Here is a 15,110-nt window from a genome sequence, read left to right as displayed (position 1 = left end):
TAACGAATTTTAACAATTGATATTTTTCATTTTTGGGAAGACGTCATTAATTAATAAATTTCCATCTCAAACTCACTGCAAATAACATCCTCTTAAAAAAAACATTTCAAGAAAAGTCCTCAAATAGAACAGATTAGACCTCTTTTGAAATTTATCAGTTTTTCAAGCTATTCATTCCGTATAAGCGAGTACAATTTCGTATTATTTTTTTTATACTTTTGAAGGTATTAATTCAAAATGATAAATTATGTTAAACAAAGAAGCATTGAGCAATTCCTTTTCATAAACCATATTTTCCATGTCAAATAAACTATCTAAAAAACTTCGTTTAGGAATTCCAGCAATGCTAATCGGTGGTGCTTTATTTACAACTGCTTATCAAAATTCCCCTTCAAGCCGTTTCATTAATCATTATGTTGATTCTGTATTGTCAGAAACCCAAAAAAGATTACCTGATAATTCGTTAGAAGGTGTAAAAATGGCGGATGGCTTAGAAGTAAAAACCTTTGCTACTGAGCCAATGTTAATTAACCCAACAGATATTGATGTAGATGCTCGTGGACGAGTTTGGGTGTTGGAAGCCTACAATTATCGCCCAAATATCACATTGAATCCGACGAGAAAAGAGGGTGATAGAATTGTTATTTTAGAAGATAAAGACGGAGATGGCAAGGCAGATGAAAGTAAAATTTTTTATCAAGATGCTTCTTTAAATTCACCTTTGGGCATTGCTGTTTTAGGAAATGTGGTTTTGGTTTCACAAAGTCCTTATGTTTGGAAATTGACAGATACTGATGGTGATGATAAAGCTGATAAAAAAGAAGTACTCTTTCAAGGCATTGGTGGCGAACAGCATGATCACGGAATGCACACTTTTGTATTCGGACCAGATGGTAAACTATACTTCAATTTTGGGAATGAAGGTCGTCAGTTAAAAGATGCCGCTGGCAATCTGGTAAAAGACCAATTTGGCAAAGAAATTTCACCAAAAAATTACCAAGAAGGAATGGTGTTCCGATGTAATTTGGATGGTTCGGAAGTAGAATGTTTAGGACAAAACTTTAGAAATAATTACGAAGTAGCAGTTGATTCTTATGGCACAATGTGGCAATCTGATAATGATGATGATGGCAACAAAGGTGTGAGAATCAATTATGTAATGGAATATGGCGACTATGGCTACAAAGATGCTATAACACATGCTTCTTGGCCAAGTAATCGTACTAATATTGAAGAAGAAATCCCAAAACGTCACTGGCATTTGAATGACCCCGGAACTGTGCCAAACCTTTTACAAACTGGTTCTGGTTCACCAACGGGCATGATTGTATATGAAGGTAATTTGTTACCAAGTACATTTCAAGGACAAATGATTCACTGCGAGCCAGGTCATAATGTAGTACGTTCATATCCAGTTCAAAAAGCTGGTGCTGGTTATACTGCCGAAATTGTGAACATCATGAAGCAAGAAAAAGACCAATGGTTCCGTCCTGCTGATGTTTGTGTTGCACCAGATGGTTCTTTAATCGTTGCTGATTGGTACGACCCAGGCGTTGGTGGACACCAAGCTGGCGACCAAACACGTGGTCGAATCTACAGAATTGCTCCTAAAAATACGCCATATTACGCTCCAGTTCTTGATTTTTCAAAAGTACAAGGAGCGGTTTTTGCCTTACAAAGTCCAAATATCGCTAGTCGTTATTTAGGATGGGAAGCCCTTACCAAATTTGGAAAAAGTGCTGAACCTGAATTATTAAAACTTTGGAATTCAGGAAATCAACGCATGAAAGCTCGTGCTTTTTGGGCTTTGTGCAAACTTATTGATGGTAAAAAGTATGTAGAAATTGCTCTTACTGACGCTAATCCAGACATTAAAATTGCGGGTTTAAGAGCAGCTCGTCAGTTGAAATTAAATGTATTAGACTACGTAAAACAATTAGCAAAAAGTAATGACCCGCAAATTCTAAGAGAATGTGCCATTGCTTTACACGGAAATACTTCTATGGAAGTTGCCAGTATTTGGGCTGATTTAGCCACAAAGTATGATGGTAAAGACCGTTGGTATCTTGAAGCATTAGGTATTGGTGCTTCAGATAATTGGGACGCTTGTTTCTCAGCATATCTTAAAAAAGTATCTGACCCAACATCAACTCCTGCAAGTAGAGACATCGTTTGGCGTGCAAGAACGAATGAAAGTGTAAGATTTCTTGCAAGTTTGGCAACAGATTCTCACATCAGTTTAAAAGAGCGTTTACGTTATTTCAGAGCCTTTGATTTTATTAAAGGCAAAGAAAAATCTGAAACATTACTCTCTTTATTGAGAGGAAACTCTCCTGAACAAAATGAAATCAACAAGCTTTCATTAAACCACTTAGATGTAGATTTTGTAAAAACTTCTCCATTAGCAAAACAATCATTAAGTACATTATTGGCTAGTTTGAATGGAAAAGAGTATTTAGAATTACAAACAAAATACTTGTTACCAGAAGAAAACCCACGCTTAATGAGCATGGTAAGCAAAGGAGAAATGCCTCGCCAAGCTGCTGAAGCTTTGATTAAATCGCCAGAAGGTTTGATGATTGTAAAACAAACAATTAACGACCCAAAAAAAGAAAATTTAGCAATTCAGTTGTTAAACGGCATTAAATCAAACGGTGGTCAGACTTCGATAGATATTCTCAAAACGCTAATGTCAGACAAAACTCGTTCAGCAACCATTCGTCGTGAGGCTACTCGTGCAATGGGCGATAGTGATACTGGGCAAAATTTGATTTTAGCTTATTTGAAAGAAAATAAAATTCAAAAAGATTTCATTCCATTTGCCGTAGAAGGAGTAAGTAAAGCTTGGCGTAGAAATGTCCGAATCGAAGCTTCTAAATATTTAGGTAATTCAACCAGCACCAATAAAAAACTTCCTCCTTTGGCTGAATTAGTAACCTTGAAAGGTGATGTAAAAAAAGGTGCAGCTGTTTTTGCAGCGAATTGTTCGGTATGTCATCAAGTAAATGGTGAAGGTATGGATTTTGGACCAAAGCTTTCAGAAATTGGCTCTAAATTAGGTAAAGATGGGCAATATTTAGCCATTATGTTTCCAGATGCAGGTATTGGTTTTGGTTATGAAGGTTGGGATTTAAAAATGAAAGATGGTTCTACGATGAGTGGCATCATTGCTTCAAAAACAGAAACTGACATCAGTTTAAAAATTCCTGGCGGAATTATTCAAAACATCAAAACAAGTGCTGTAAAGTCCATGAAAATGATGAATAATTCAATGATGCCAACAGGTTTGATGGATGGAATGAGTAAAGAAGAAGCTGTTGATTTAGTAGAATTCTTGACTAGCTTGAAGAGAAAGTAAACAAGATTTAAGCGTTGAGTTTTAAAATTAAGATAAAATACTGCTTGAGCCATTTGTTGTTTCAAGCAGTATTCGTTTTTATACAGTTTCCATAATTACTGAGTCGAAAATATGAAGTCTTATTTTTTACTTTATAAACATAAAAAAGGCTTGAAGTGTAAATACTTCAAGCCTTTTTTATTTAATCTATCGAAGAATCTTAACGCAACAATTCAATCCAGCCTTTCAATTTAACTGTTGGTGAATTTGGATCTAAGGTTAAGAATTTTGCTTCTGCATTGTAGAAATAAGTACCTACTGGTAATTCTTTTCCATTTGTATCAGTGCCATTCCACGATAATTTTGAACCTGTATAATCATATACTTTTTGTCCTGCACGATTATACACGCTAAATGTTAAATTCTGTACAAATCTTGGACATCTTATTGCTTGGAAAACATCATTCTTTCCATCACCATTTGGTGTAAATACGTTTGGCAATTCAAAACTTGGACAATTGTCTTTACAAACAGTATTACTTGGGGCACTTTCTGTGCCGTATTTATCCGTCGATGTTACATAATAACAGCCTAAATATGAATCATTTTTAACATGCGTGAATGTCTGTAAAGGTGGTGTTGGACTCGCTACTTCACCTATTTTTGCAAAAGTTGCATCCGAACGTTCTGCATAATAAATAGTATATTTTACTATGTCCTTCGTACAATCACTTCCCGATGCAGATTTATCTGGAGTTGTCCAAGTAAGTTTATTTTCAAAGGATGTTAAATCGCAATTAAAATTGTCTTTTGTGTACTTATCACAATCAAGTATATCAATCGTCAATTGTGGTGGACAAGGAACAATATCACTCAGTGGCGTTGCACAAATAATTTGCGAGAAATTATAGTACAAATCTGGTTTGATTCTAGAGTCGCCATAAGTACCAACGGTTTCAACTTTATAGCAATAAGTAGAATCTTGCGACATTGTGGCAATTGCCAAACCATCGGCAACGTAAGTATCTGCACCAGTGTCAGTAAAAGTAAATGTACTTGCCGAAGTAACTGGCACATCTGCAATACGATTGAAAACTCCTGAACCAGAACGAGTTTCACGATAAACTCTATGCACTTGGTTTTCATTTCTCCAAGGCACAATTGCTTGCCAAGATAAGCGTACTATTTTTTTGTCAGGTGTTGCTGATAAACGAACACTACTTGCTTTGTCGGTGCTATCTAATAAAGTTAAACCTGTACCACTAGTATAATAAAAACCGATACGATAGCTATAGGCATTAGCTGTTGTATTCAAGTTTTTATCAACATAAATCGTGTCTGCTTTTCCTGATAAATCTGTATCAATATTTGGCGAAACTTGAGTAAAGTTTGTTCCGTTCAATCCTGTTGCTCTAAACAAACGATATTGATAAGGACCTTTAAAGGCATTCTTGTCTAAGCCTAAAGGACGAGTCCATTTAACAGTAATTTCACCATTTGTTGCATCTGTTCTATCCACAGAAACATTTGTCATTACTGACATCTGAACGGGTAGGTTAGTACAAGCTTGGTCTGAAACAATACTTTCAGCCTTGTTGATACCGTTTGTAAATAATACCACTGTTCTGTAGCTATAATCCGTATTACGTTTTAGGTTTTTGTCAACATAAGTTGTTGCAGAAACTGGTACTCTTGCCACTTCTACATAGCCCAAACTCCTTGGCAAACCTGTGGTACATTTATCAGGTGTGTAAGCTGTACAGCCTTCTTTTCGATAAATTACAATTTCAGAGCCTGCATTTTGACATGTATAACTATCCCAAGTTAAGGTAATTGTCTTATTACCAGCATCACCCGTTGCTTTCAAATTTTTTATTCTTGGTGCAACCACTCTAATCTTCCAAATTTTACTATCAACTAAACTTGGGATTAATGCACTTCTCGGTAAATCTTGAGCTTTGAATAAAATATCATAAGGTTCTTCACGAATATGATTACAACCTGTCTGCCAAACAAATCTACCAGAAGCAGGTGATGCTTGGTTTGCCGCTGAAGTAAATGTTGCATATTGTGGTCCAATAAAAGTAGTACCATCAGGCAGTCTATACACTGCTCCTGTTGAAATAAGCGTGATATTATCTATTCTTCCTGAATTTGCAGGAGTATCTGTAGCCGTAATTGTTTGGTTGATAAGTGTACCTGCTTCAACACAAATATCGTCTGGTACTTTTATTACAGGAGGCTTGTTGTCGGCATCTTTTACTTCAATCTGCATATCTCTTTGTGTAACAGAAATTAACACTCCATTCCGCCACTCTTCCACGTAAAAGGCACAGTTATACAAACCAATTTCTTGAGGAACATCCCAAACTAAATCGCCTGTAAGGGCATTGATAGTAAAACTGCTAGGTGTTGCTGCCACTTCGTTTGGTTGGCGAAAACCAGGAACTGCATCACCTCTTCTGTCAGTACAGTTGTCTTGGTCTCCTCTTCTACAAAAAGTAAGTCGATATGCCAAGCTATCACCATCTACATCAATAGCATTAGGGTTGTGAATAAATTTTTGTCCAACCACAGCTGTCAAATCAACCGCTGGATTTAACAGAACAGGAGTAGAATTAAGCCCTAATCCTGGATTTACCTTGAAGATGGTTTCTACATAAAAGGCTACTGCATCAGAGGCCCCTCCAATATTTCTAACACCTTGATTTCGGTTTGAAATTGCCACAGTTACTTTATAGTCTGCCGCACCTGCATAGGTATAAATTGCTTTATAAATACCTTTCCCGATTCCGTTACCGATATTTTCACCATCTCCACCACCATTTATACGAGGTGCTTTGATACTTCCGATACCATCGCCAAAACAAAAAGAAGCATTTATCTGGTCTCGCCAAGCTACAGATCCAGTATTCAAATCACAATAAATAGTGAGGGTAAATTCGTAAGTAAAAGATGAAGACGAAATTCTTTTGACAGAAATTTCCCCCCCTCTCATGTGTGTTGCGAAAGACTCAGTAGTGGCAAAAACCAAAAAGAGGCCTATAAAGAAAAGGTATAATTGTTTAAATCTCATAAAAATTTAGAATGTAAAATTCGGATGATTTGCCCACAAGTTATGTATTATTTTTTTTGCTAACTAACGAAACAAAAATTCGAACATTAAGTTAAATCACAAGAGCCAGCACAAAGGCTCTTCAAAATTAATCTTTAACAATAAAAACAAGGTCTAAGTCTTATTTTATTGTAAAAAAACGTAAAAACATTATAAATAATTGCTAAAAAGTCATAGATAATTTGATAGACAATTGTTTGGGTCGTAGTTTTGGGGGGGGATATTTAGTTTTAAATTGCTAGGTATTGATTATTGGTGAAATTTTGTATTTGGAAAAAACGCATTCACTCATTATCATTCTCTACTAGCCTAAAACTATTGACCATTTTACTGATAACTAAAACAATTAAAAGATGTCTTGGGTAACAAAAACACTAACGAGTTCACTGGGTAGAAAACTACTGATGGCCATCACGGGATTATCGTTAATCGCCTTTCTTGTTGTACACTGTGGAATCAATGCTTGTATTTTTTTAAACGACGGTGGTGAAACTTTCAATGAAGCCGCTGAATTTATGGCTCACAACTGGCTTATTAGAGCCTCTGAAGTTGGTTTAATGTTAGGCTTTCTTATCCACATTGTGGATGGCTTGATGCTTTGGAAATCAAATTCAGAAAAGCGACCTGTAAAGTATGCTGTTGTTAAAGGAGAAGCTAATTCTACTTGGTACTCACGTTCGATGGGTTTATTAGGTACTTTATTATTGATTTTCCTAATTATCCACCTTCGTCATTTTTGGGTAGTTAGTCGTTTTACGGATGTAATTACAAGTGGAGAAAAAACTTTGTACGCAGAAATGCTTGAAGTTTTCCAAAATCCAATTGTTGTAGTTGTGTATGTTTTCGGTTGTATTTCTTTAGGATACCATTTATTACATGGTTTTCAAAGTGCATTCCAAACAATGGGATGGAATCACCCAAAATATACTCCATTCATTAAATCTTTGGGAACTGGATTTTCGATTATTGTTTCGATTATTTTCGCAGCGATGCCAATTGCAATGCATTTCGGATGGGTTGCATAATGAATATGATTTTACAGAAATATAAGTTTGTTATTATCATGTCTCTTTATCATTCCATCTTATTATTAACAATTCATAATTCTTAATAAAAAATTATGTCAACTAAATTAGATGCTAAAATACCTGGCGGGTCATTACAGGAGAAATGGACAAAATTCCGTTCTACTGTACCCTTGGTAAACCCCGCAAACAAGCGGAATATTGAAATCATTGTTGTAGGAACTGGCTTGGCTGGTGCATCTGCGGCAGCTTCTTTAGCAGAAATGGGATATAAAGTTAAGGCTTTCTGTTTCCAAGATTCTCCTCGCCGTGCGCACTCAATTGCAGCACAGGGTGGAGTAAACGCTGCCAAGAACTATCAAAATGATGGTGACTCAGTTTACCGTTTATTTTATGATACAATTAAAGGCGGTGATTACCGTGCAAGAGAAGCAAACGTTCACCGTTTAGCTGAAGTATCTGGTAACATCATCGACCAATGTGTGGCTCAAGGTGTTCCTTTTGCTCGTGAGTACGGTGGCTTATTATCTAACCGCTCTTTCGGTGGTACTCAAGTACAACGTACTTTTTATGCCGCAGGACAGACTGGTCAACAACTATTATTAGGTGCTTATTCTGCTTTACAACGCCAAGTAGGGTTGGGTAACGTAGAAATGTTTACTCGCCACGAAATGATGGACGTAGTAATGATTGACGGTAAAGCTCGTGGTATCATTGCTCGTGATTTGATTTCTGGTAAATTAGAACGTCACTTTGGACATGCTGTCTTGTTGGGTACTGGTGGATATGGAAACGTATTTTACTTGTCAACCAATGCAATGGGTTCAAACGTAACGGCTGCTTGGAAAGCTCATAAAAAAGGTGCTTTCTTTGGAAACCCTTGCTATACTCAAATTCACCCAACTTGTATTCCAGTTTCTGGCGACCACCAATCAAAGCTTACTTTGATGTCTGAATCGTTGCGTAACGATGGTCGTATTTGGGTTCCTAAAAAGAAAAATGATAACCGCCCAGCAGTACAAATACCTGAAGACGAGCGTGATTATTACTTAGAACGTCGTTATCCTGCATTTGGAAACTTAGTTCCTCGTGATATTGCTTCTCGTGCAGCAAAAGAACGTTGTGATGAAGGTTATGGTGTAGGTGCTTCTAAAAAAGCGGTTTACCTTGATTTCGCAGCGGCTATTTTACGTTATGGACGTGGTGAAGCTACTAAAAAAGGTATGCACAATGCAACTACAGAAGAGTTGCAAACAATGGGTAAAGAAGTAGTGAAAGAGAAATATGGTAACTTGTTTGATATGTACAAACAAATTACTGGTGAAGACCCTTACGAATTACCAATGCGTATTTATCCTGCAGTTCACTACACAATGGGTGGACTTTGGGTTGATTATAACTTAATGACTACTGTTCCAGGGCTTTATGCAATGGGCGAAGCTAACTTCTCTGACCACGGTGCTAACCGTTTGGGGGCTTCTGCTTTGATGCAAGGTTTGGCGGATGGCTATTTCGTAATTCCTTATACAATCGGTGCTTATTTATCTAGTGATATTCGTACCAAAGCAATTCCAACAGATGCTCCTGAATTCGTTGCTGCTGAAAAAGCTGTTCAAGATACACTCGACAAATTGATGTCTATCAAAGGGACAAAATCTGTTGATTATTTCCACAAAAAATTAGGTTTAATTATGTGGGATAAATGTGGAATGGCTCGTAACGAAAAAGGTTTGAAAGAAGCGATTGCTGAAATTCAAGAAATTAAAAGACAATTCTGGTCGGATGTTCGTATTCCGGGCGATGCAGATGAATTCAATCCTGAATTAGAAAAAGCAACTCGTGTAGCGGACTTTATCGAATTAGGAGAATTGATGTGTATTGATGCTTTGAATCGTAACGAATCTTGTGGTGGTCACTTCCGTGAAGAGTACCAAACAGAAGAAGGCGAAGCTCTTCGTGATGACGAAAACTACGCTTATGTAGCTGCTTGGGAATACAAAGGCGATTCTCAATTTGAATTACACAAAGAAGAATTGGTGTATGAGAATATTAAGATTGCTCAACGTTCTTATAAGTAATTAGTGAATAGTGATTGGTGATTAGTATTTTTAACGTAATCAAAACTGTCTTATTTACCGAATTGTAATTAAGATTTGAAAATTTGAAAGTAAATACTAATCATTATTCACCAATCTCTAATCACATAATTCACAAAGCAATGGAAAATCAAAAGATTAGTTCTTTTAAAGATTTGAAAGTTTGGCAAAAATCAATAGTACTGATTAACCAAACCTATTCTTTATCCAAAGATTTTCCTGCGAATGAGAAGTTTGGATTAACATCACAAATTAATCGTGCATCAGTTTCTATTGCGGCTAATATTGCAGAAGGTTGGGGAAGAGAAAGTAAAAAATCTTTTGTACAGTTTTTAAAAATATCAAGAGGTTCTCTTTTCGAACTTGATACACTTTTAATAATAGCTGTTAATCAAAATTATTTAAAAGATTCCGACTACGACCAATTATTAATTCAGGTTAATGAGATTGGCAAAATGATAAATAGTCTTATTTTTAGTATTGAAAAAAAGCTGATTAATGATACTGAATAATTAGAGAATAGAAAACCTCTAATTACCAATCACTAATCACTAATCTCTCAAACAGAATGGAAGGAAATATGAATTTGTCGCTAAAGGTTTGGCGTCAGAAAAATGCAAATAGCGAAGGCAATTTTCAGCAATACGATGTAAAAGGTATTTCTGAAGATATGTCATTTTTAGAGATGTTCGATGTTTTGAACGAACGTCTTATCAATGAAGGCGAAACTCCAGTAGCTTTCGACCACGACTGCCGTGAAGGCATCTGTGGTATGTGTTCTATGTACATCAATGGAGAACCTCATGGCCCTAACAAAGGGGTAACTACTTGTCAGCTTCACATGAGAAGCTTCAAGAGTGGCGATACTATTACCGTAGAACCTTGGAGAGCGAAAGCATTCCCAATCGTAAAAGATTTAGCAGTAAACCGTTCTGCTTTTGACCGCATTATGGCTGCTGGTGGATATGTTTCTGTAAATACAGGTAACGCTCAGGATGCCAATTCATTACCTATACCAAAAGACAATGCAGACGATGCTTTTGCAGCGGCAGCTTGTATTGGTTGTGGTGCTTGTGTAGCAGCTTGTAAAAATGCTTCTGCAATGTTGTTCACTTCTGCAAAAATCTCTCAATTATCTTTACTTCCACAAGGACAAGCAGAACGTACAATTCGTGCTGAAAACATGGTAGCTCAGATGGATATTGAAGGTTTCGGTGCTTGTACTAATACTGGTGCTTGTGAAGCTGAATGTCCAAAAGGTATTTCTTTAGAAAACATTGCTCGCATGAATCGTGAGTATTACGGAGCGGTACTTTCTTCTAAATAAGAAAACTACCTTATAATATTAAATCCCCATTCGCCAGAGTAATCTTGGCAAATGGGGATTTTTATTACATATTCTTTAATTCTACATAAACTGCAAAATCTCCATCAAAATAGCTAAGTTGATAGCCCTTCAATACTTCTCTGGGCTTAGGAAAGAAATTCGCCTTATTATTCTTGTAATCAAATAGAATAAACTTAACATTGTTTTTTCTTGCCCAATTTGCAAGTGATTCTGTATCAGCTTTTAATGTAGATTGAGCTAGTTGAAAATCAAAATTTTCAAAACAGAGTAAACTTTCGTGATTTTCGTATTCATTAAAAAAGAATTGAAGTGGTACTAAACCTTTTGATTTTGCAGGAATAAACTTTCTTAAAGCAGCATATTTGTCTGGCAAAAATGGTCTGGAATGAATTTTATGAATCAACTGAATGATTCCTACAAAGCCAATAACAAAGTACAAAAAGAAAGCAAAAAGTATAGGTTTTGATAGTTTAAAGCTTGGTTTATCTTCTATTAAACCGAATAGTTCAATAATAAATGTCATCATTATTGGGATAAATAACATTTCATATAAACCACTTGCCCGTTTTGTTATCAACCAAAATGATATGACTAAAACGATGGCGTAAACTATTAAATTACGAGGTAATTCGTTCAACTTTTTTCTATAAGTCCAACAAAATGAAATCAGTAAAATAGAAATTGCCATTTCTTGTGGCGATTTAAAGAAGATACTAGGGAAACTTAGCATTACTTTTAGTTTATTCACTAATCCAAAAGCATTCTGAGTAGCTGGGTCATTTCTGAATTGATATAGCCAAACATCAAATCCATTTGCTTGCCATATATCATAAAAATAAAATATACTGGTTAGCGAGGCAAAAACGATAAAAATTAAAGCCTTTATCTTTTTTCCAGAGAAGATGAACATAAAAAAACCAGCAATTATATAGATTATTCCATTTAGGTGGCACAGCAAAGCCATTCCCGACAATACTCCTCCCAAAGCAACCAAGTACTTCTGCTGGTATTGGATAAGTAAATATGAAGCAAAGCCCAAAGTCATCATCATTACTTCTGGACGATACTCAAAACTCATTTTAACGATAAGCGTGTTTGAGAATAATAAAAAAAGTACGATGTATAATGAAGTCTTTTCTAGCTGACGATGAGCAATGTACCCTTTAAATAAAAATACTAATAAAGCCAAAAAGAGTAAACTTGTTAGTTTGAGTACATATAAGGAGCTCCCTCCTATCAACATCATTATGCTACCAAAACATAAGAATAGTTTATGGCTTACGAACAGTTGTTTTTCCCAACCTAACAAACCACGAAAAAATTCTGAGCGAATAACACCATCCTTTAAAAGCCAATAAGTCTCTTCAGCAAACCAAGCATCATCTCCAGTTGGAAAACGATTGTAATAACTAAGAAAGGTAAGTAACATCAAAATAGGCACTATGATAGATAGTGTAAACAACAATTTGAACTTGGTCATTAGAACTTAATTTAAGTTTATTAGATAGAGTTTTATTTATGATAGTCTTTAGAATTGGACAAAACTAGTAAATTTTCTCCTTTTTAAACTTATATTTTATTTCTATTCAACAAATTTTAACACCTTTTAACTCTTTTTCTGCTTTTATGTACTATGTTGACTTTATTCTTACTTACAGTAAATCTTACAGCTTAAAATAAGGAAACAAACTTTTCTGGATTTATAATGCTATATTTTTACTAACTCATTGATAATAATCTACTCCTTTCTTTTTACAGCTAATTGTAAAAAATTAACCTGAAACACAATTTATCAGCCTTTTTGTTTTCTGTCTTGTATAATTTTCCAATCTTTGGATAATCTTATATTCGATTATATTAAAACCAATTAATTTTTATGAATAAAGTCTATTTGAGTGATTCTGGTCCAAAGGTTTCTGAGGCAATTTATGGATTTTGGAGATGGGCAGACAACGGTGCTGAAACTGTTGCCAGTATGGAAAAAATCGTCAATTTATGTTTAGAATTAGGTATCAATACTTTTGACCATGCAGATATTTATGGCAATTATACCATCGAAGAATATTTTGGGAAACTCATTCAACAAAAAGCTATCAAAAGAGAAGAGATTGTTCTTTTTAGCAAGTGTGGCGTTCGGAAATCTGACAAAGGTTATGTTTATTATGATAATACTGAAAAGTACTTGTTAGAAAGTGTTAATAATTCATTGAAGAGACTTAAAACTGATTATTTGGATATTTTCTTGTTGAATCAAATCGACATGATTAGTAATCCTGAAGAAACAGCACAAGTATTAAGAGAGTTGGTAAACAGCGGGAAAATAAAACATGTAGGCGTAAGTAATTTAACGGTATTCCAACATCAATTATTAGAATCGTATTTGCGTAAGCCAATCGTAACGAACCACATTGAACTCAATCTTATCAATACTTCAGCCATTGAAGATGGTAGATTAGATTTTATCAAGCAACGTTTTAGCAAACCTTTGGCTTGGGCTCCGCTGGCTGGCGGTAAAATTTTGGATGGTACAGATGCAAAATCTGCTATTATAAGGGCTAAATTGACTGAAATCGGACAAAAGTATGATGCGAATATTGAGCAAACTGCGGTAGCTTGGCTTTTACAATTAGGTACTTTGCCGATTATTGGTTCATTGTCAGAAGAAAGAATCCGAAATGCTGTAAGTGCTACAGAAATTAAACTGAGCCATGAAGATTGGTATGAAATTTATAATTTAGCGATGATGAAATAGTTTTATCATCATAAAGTAATAAAAAAGGCAAGTGATTTAAGTTTCACTTGCCTTTTTTAATGAAAGCTATTGAATTACATAAACTGTCAAACCTCTTGCTCCATGAGCTCCAATGACTAAACTCTGCTCAATATCCGCAGTCTTTGATGGACCAGAAATGAAAGTACCAAAACCTGTTTCGTCAACTTTCACTCTTTCATAAGCACGGTGCATATTGGTAACAATTTCTGATTTTTTAATAATGATGACTAAATACTGAGTAATCATTGGCAATACTCTGTGCGGTAATTGCTTTTCAGAAACCCAAATAGCACCGTTTTCGGCAACCCCAAATTCGCCTTCGATAATGGCTAAGTTAAGGGTTTCTAATTCGTGCGGGTCGCTAACATTTAAACTAAAATCAGCCAAATCTGCCAATTCCTTTACGGTACTGGCAATATTGGTTACTCCTTTATAATGAGCTTGAATATCCGCTTTTATCTCTTCATAAGAGTTCACGGCGATAGCCTTTCCGCCTACAAAACTGAGAATTTCAGCAAATTTCTCGAAGTTATTTTCGTAAACCGTATCAAATTTAAACTGAACCGTTAGCTCTTTGTATTCAGGTTGATTTTGTTTGATAAGGGATAATATTTTCTCTCTGCTTGACATTTTTTTATTTTTTTTGAGACTTTGGGATTGGGGACTTTAGGACTGGAGGATTGAAGGACTCGAAGACTGAAGGACTTTAGGATTTTTTGTGCCGTGTGTCTTGTACTCACTGACCACTTTCGTCGGCTGGTGGTCTGTGAAGACACAGACCACGGCACTGAGTGATTCCTAAAGTCCTCCAATCTTGAAGTCATAAAGTCTCCAAACCTTAAAATCTATCTTCAATCAAATCCCAAAGATTTCCGTATAAATCTTTAAATACTGCTACTATGCCATAAACTTCTTCCGAAGGTTCTCTGACAAATTCTATTCCTACACTTTTCATTTGGTGAAAATCTCTCCAGAAATCATCTGTGTTTAAAAATAAAAATACTCTCCCTCCTGATTGATTTCCAACGCTTTTCTTCTGTTCCTCATTCACGGCTTTTGCCAATAACAAACAAAAGCCATTTGAATTTTGTGGTCGTACCAAAACCCATCTTTTACTTTCGGTCAGTGGTGTATCTTCTACGAGTTCAAATTGTAGTTTTCGAGTATAAAATTCAATCGCTTCGTCATAATCATGCACGACTAAAGTTATTTGGGAGATACTTTGTTTCATTTGTTTAGACTTTTGGATTTTGTGACTTGAGGACTTTAAGACTTTAAGACTGGAGGATTGGTTGAATTGTTGGAGAATTGAGGACTTTAAGACTGGAAGAATTATTTGCCGTGTTCAGTGTCTTCACTGAACACCTAGCCGACTGGTGGTCTGTGAGACACAGACCACGGCAAGCGTGTCATCTC

The 15,110-nt window shown here is 35.7% G+C and carries 10 protein-coding genes; 6 read left to right on the top strand and 4 right to left on the bottom strand.

The genetic code is table 11. The features are described 5' to 3' along the window. Nucleotides 1-298 precede the first annotated feature (298 nt). Nucleotides 299-3,358: a PVC-type heme-binding CxxCH protein gene (locus HNP25_RS03495; protein WP_184130354.1), complete on the top strand. Its 3,060-nt coding sequence runs from the start codon at nucleotides 299-301 to the stop codon at nucleotides 3,356-3,358. 199 nt (nucleotides 3,359-3,557) lie between these two features. Here the strand turns inward: HNP25_RS03495 and HNP25_RS03490 are convergent, their stop codons facing one another. Continuing rightward, nucleotides 3,558-6,413, bottom strand: coding sequence for a T9SS type B sorting domain-containing protein (locus HNP25_RS03490; RefSeq protein ID WP_221432383.1), 2,856 nt, complete (start codon nucleotides 6,411-6,413; stop codon nucleotides 3,558-3,560). 392 nt (nucleotides 6,414-6,805) lie between these two features. Here HNP25_RS03490 and HNP25_RS03485 point away from each other — a divergent pair, with 392 nt between their 5' ends. The 4 genes from HNP25_RS03485 (at nucleotide 6,806) to HNP25_RS03470 (ending at nucleotide 10,900) form a co-directional block, all read left to right on the top strand. Further along, entirely contained in the window at nucleotides 6,806-7,477 is a 672-nt protein-coding gene (locus HNP25_RS03485; protein ID WP_184130349.1) for a succinate dehydrogenase cytochrome b subunit, read from the top strand. A gap of 95 nt (nucleotides 7,478-7,572) precedes the next feature. Beyond that, nucleotides 7,573-9,555 carry a fumarate reductase/succinate dehydrogenase flavoprotein subunit gene (locus HNP25_RS03480; RefSeq protein ID WP_184130347.1) on the top strand — a complete coding sequence of 661 codons (1,983 nt, stop codon included), beginning with the start codon at nucleotides 7,573-7,575 and terminating at the stop codon, nucleotides 9,553-9,555. Nucleotides 9,556-9,695: 140 nt separating this feature from the next. Beyond that, nucleotides 9,696-10,085: a four helix bundle protein gene (locus HNP25_RS03475; protein WP_184130345.1), complete on the top strand. Its 390-nt coding sequence runs from the start codon at nucleotides 9,696-9,698 to the stop codon at nucleotides 10,083-10,085. A gap of 68 nt (nucleotides 10,086-10,153) precedes the next feature. After that, nucleotides 10,154-10,900 carry a succinate dehydrogenase/fumarate reductase iron-sulfur subunit gene (locus tag HNP25_RS03470; RefSeq protein ID WP_221432392.1) on the top strand — a complete coding sequence of 249 codons (747 nt, stop codon included), beginning with the start codon at nucleotides 10,154-10,156 and terminating at the stop codon, nucleotides 10,898-10,900. A 64-nt stretch (nucleotides 10,901-10,964) separates the two neighbouring features. Here the strand turns inward: HNP25_RS03470 and HNP25_RS03465 are convergent, their stop codons facing one another. Then, nucleotides 10,965-12,401, bottom strand: coding sequence for a hypothetical protein (locus HNP25_RS03465; protein WP_184130341.1), 1,437 nt, complete (start codon nucleotides 12,399-12,401; stop codon nucleotides 10,965-10,967). A 396-nt stretch (nucleotides 12,402-12,797) separates the two neighbouring features. Here HNP25_RS03465 and HNP25_RS03460 point away from each other — a divergent pair, with 396 nt between their 5' ends. Next, on the top strand, nucleotides 12,798-13,673 hold the full coding sequence (locus HNP25_RS03460; RefSeq protein ID WP_184130339.1) for an aldo/keto reductase: 876 nt from the start codon (nucleotides 12,798-12,800) through the stop codon (nucleotides 13,671-13,673). A gap of 66 nt (nucleotides 13,674-13,739) precedes the next feature. Here HNP25_RS03460 and HNP25_RS03455 read toward each other — a convergent pair whose 3' ends face one another. Then, the gene (locus HNP25_RS03455; protein WP_184130336.1) at nucleotides 13,740-14,324 is read right to left on the bottom strand and encodes a LutC/YkgG family protein; all 585 of its coding nucleotides are present in this window, start codon (nucleotides 14,322-14,324) and stop codon (nucleotides 13,740-13,742) included. A 208-nt stretch (nucleotides 14,325-14,532) separates the two neighbouring features. Beyond that, a complete protein-coding gene (locus tag HNP25_RS03450) occupies nucleotides 14,533-14,925 on the bottom strand; it encodes a VOC family protein (protein ID WP_184130333.1) in 393 nt (130 codons plus the stop codon). Between the last annotated feature and the right edge of the window lie 185 nt (nucleotides 14,926-15,110).

The organism is Arcicella rosea, assembly GCF_014204325.1.
Classification (GTDB): Bacteria; Bacteroidota; Bacteroidia; order Cytophagales; family Spirosomataceae; genus Arcicella; species Arcicella rosea_A.
Note: the sequence above shows the minus strand (reverse complement) of the source record. Positions and strands in the feature narration are given on the sequence as shown.

What these genes read in the sequence shown, in the direction of transcription:
- HNP25_RS03495 (WP_184130354.1), top strand. Translation starts at nt 299, where the DNA reads ATGTCAAATAAACTATCTAAAAAACTTCGTTTAGGAATTCCAGCAATG.
- HNP25_RS03490 (WP_221432383.1), bottom strand. Translation starts at nt 6,413, where the DNA reads ATGAGATTTAAACAATTATACCTTTTCTTTATAGGCCTCTTTTTGGTT.
- HNP25_RS03485 (WP_184130349.1), top strand. Translation starts at nt 6,806, where the DNA reads ATGTCTTGGGTAACAAAAACACTAACGAGTTCACTGGGTAGAAAACTA.
- HNP25_RS03480 (WP_184130347.1), top strand. Translation starts at nt 7,573, where the DNA reads ATGTCAACTAAATTAGATGCTAAAATACCTGGCGGGTCATTACAGGAG.
- HNP25_RS03475 (WP_184130345.1), top strand. Translation starts at nt 9,696, where the DNA reads ATGGAAAATCAAAAGATTAGTTCTTTTAAAGATTTGAAAGTTTGGCAA.
- HNP25_RS03470 (WP_221432392.1), top strand. Translation starts at nt 10,154, where the DNA reads ATGAATTTGTCGCTAAAGGTTTGGCGTCAGAAAAATGCAAATAGCGAA.
- HNP25_RS03465 (WP_184130341.1), bottom strand. Translation starts at nt 12,401, where the DNA reads ATGACCAAGTTCAAATTGTTGTTTACACTATCTATCATAGTGCCTATT.
- HNP25_RS03460 (WP_184130339.1), top strand. Translation starts at nt 12,798, where the DNA reads ATGAATAAAGTCTATTTGAGTGATTCTGGTCCAAAGGTTTCTGAGGCA.
- HNP25_RS03455 (WP_184130336.1), bottom strand. Translation starts at nt 14,324, where the DNA reads ATGTCAAGCAGAGAGAAAATATTATCCCTTATCAAACAAAATCAACCT.
- HNP25_RS03450 (WP_184130333.1), bottom strand. Translation starts at nt 14,925, where the DNA reads ATGAAACAAAGTATCTCCCAAATAACTTTAGTCGTGCATGATTATGAC.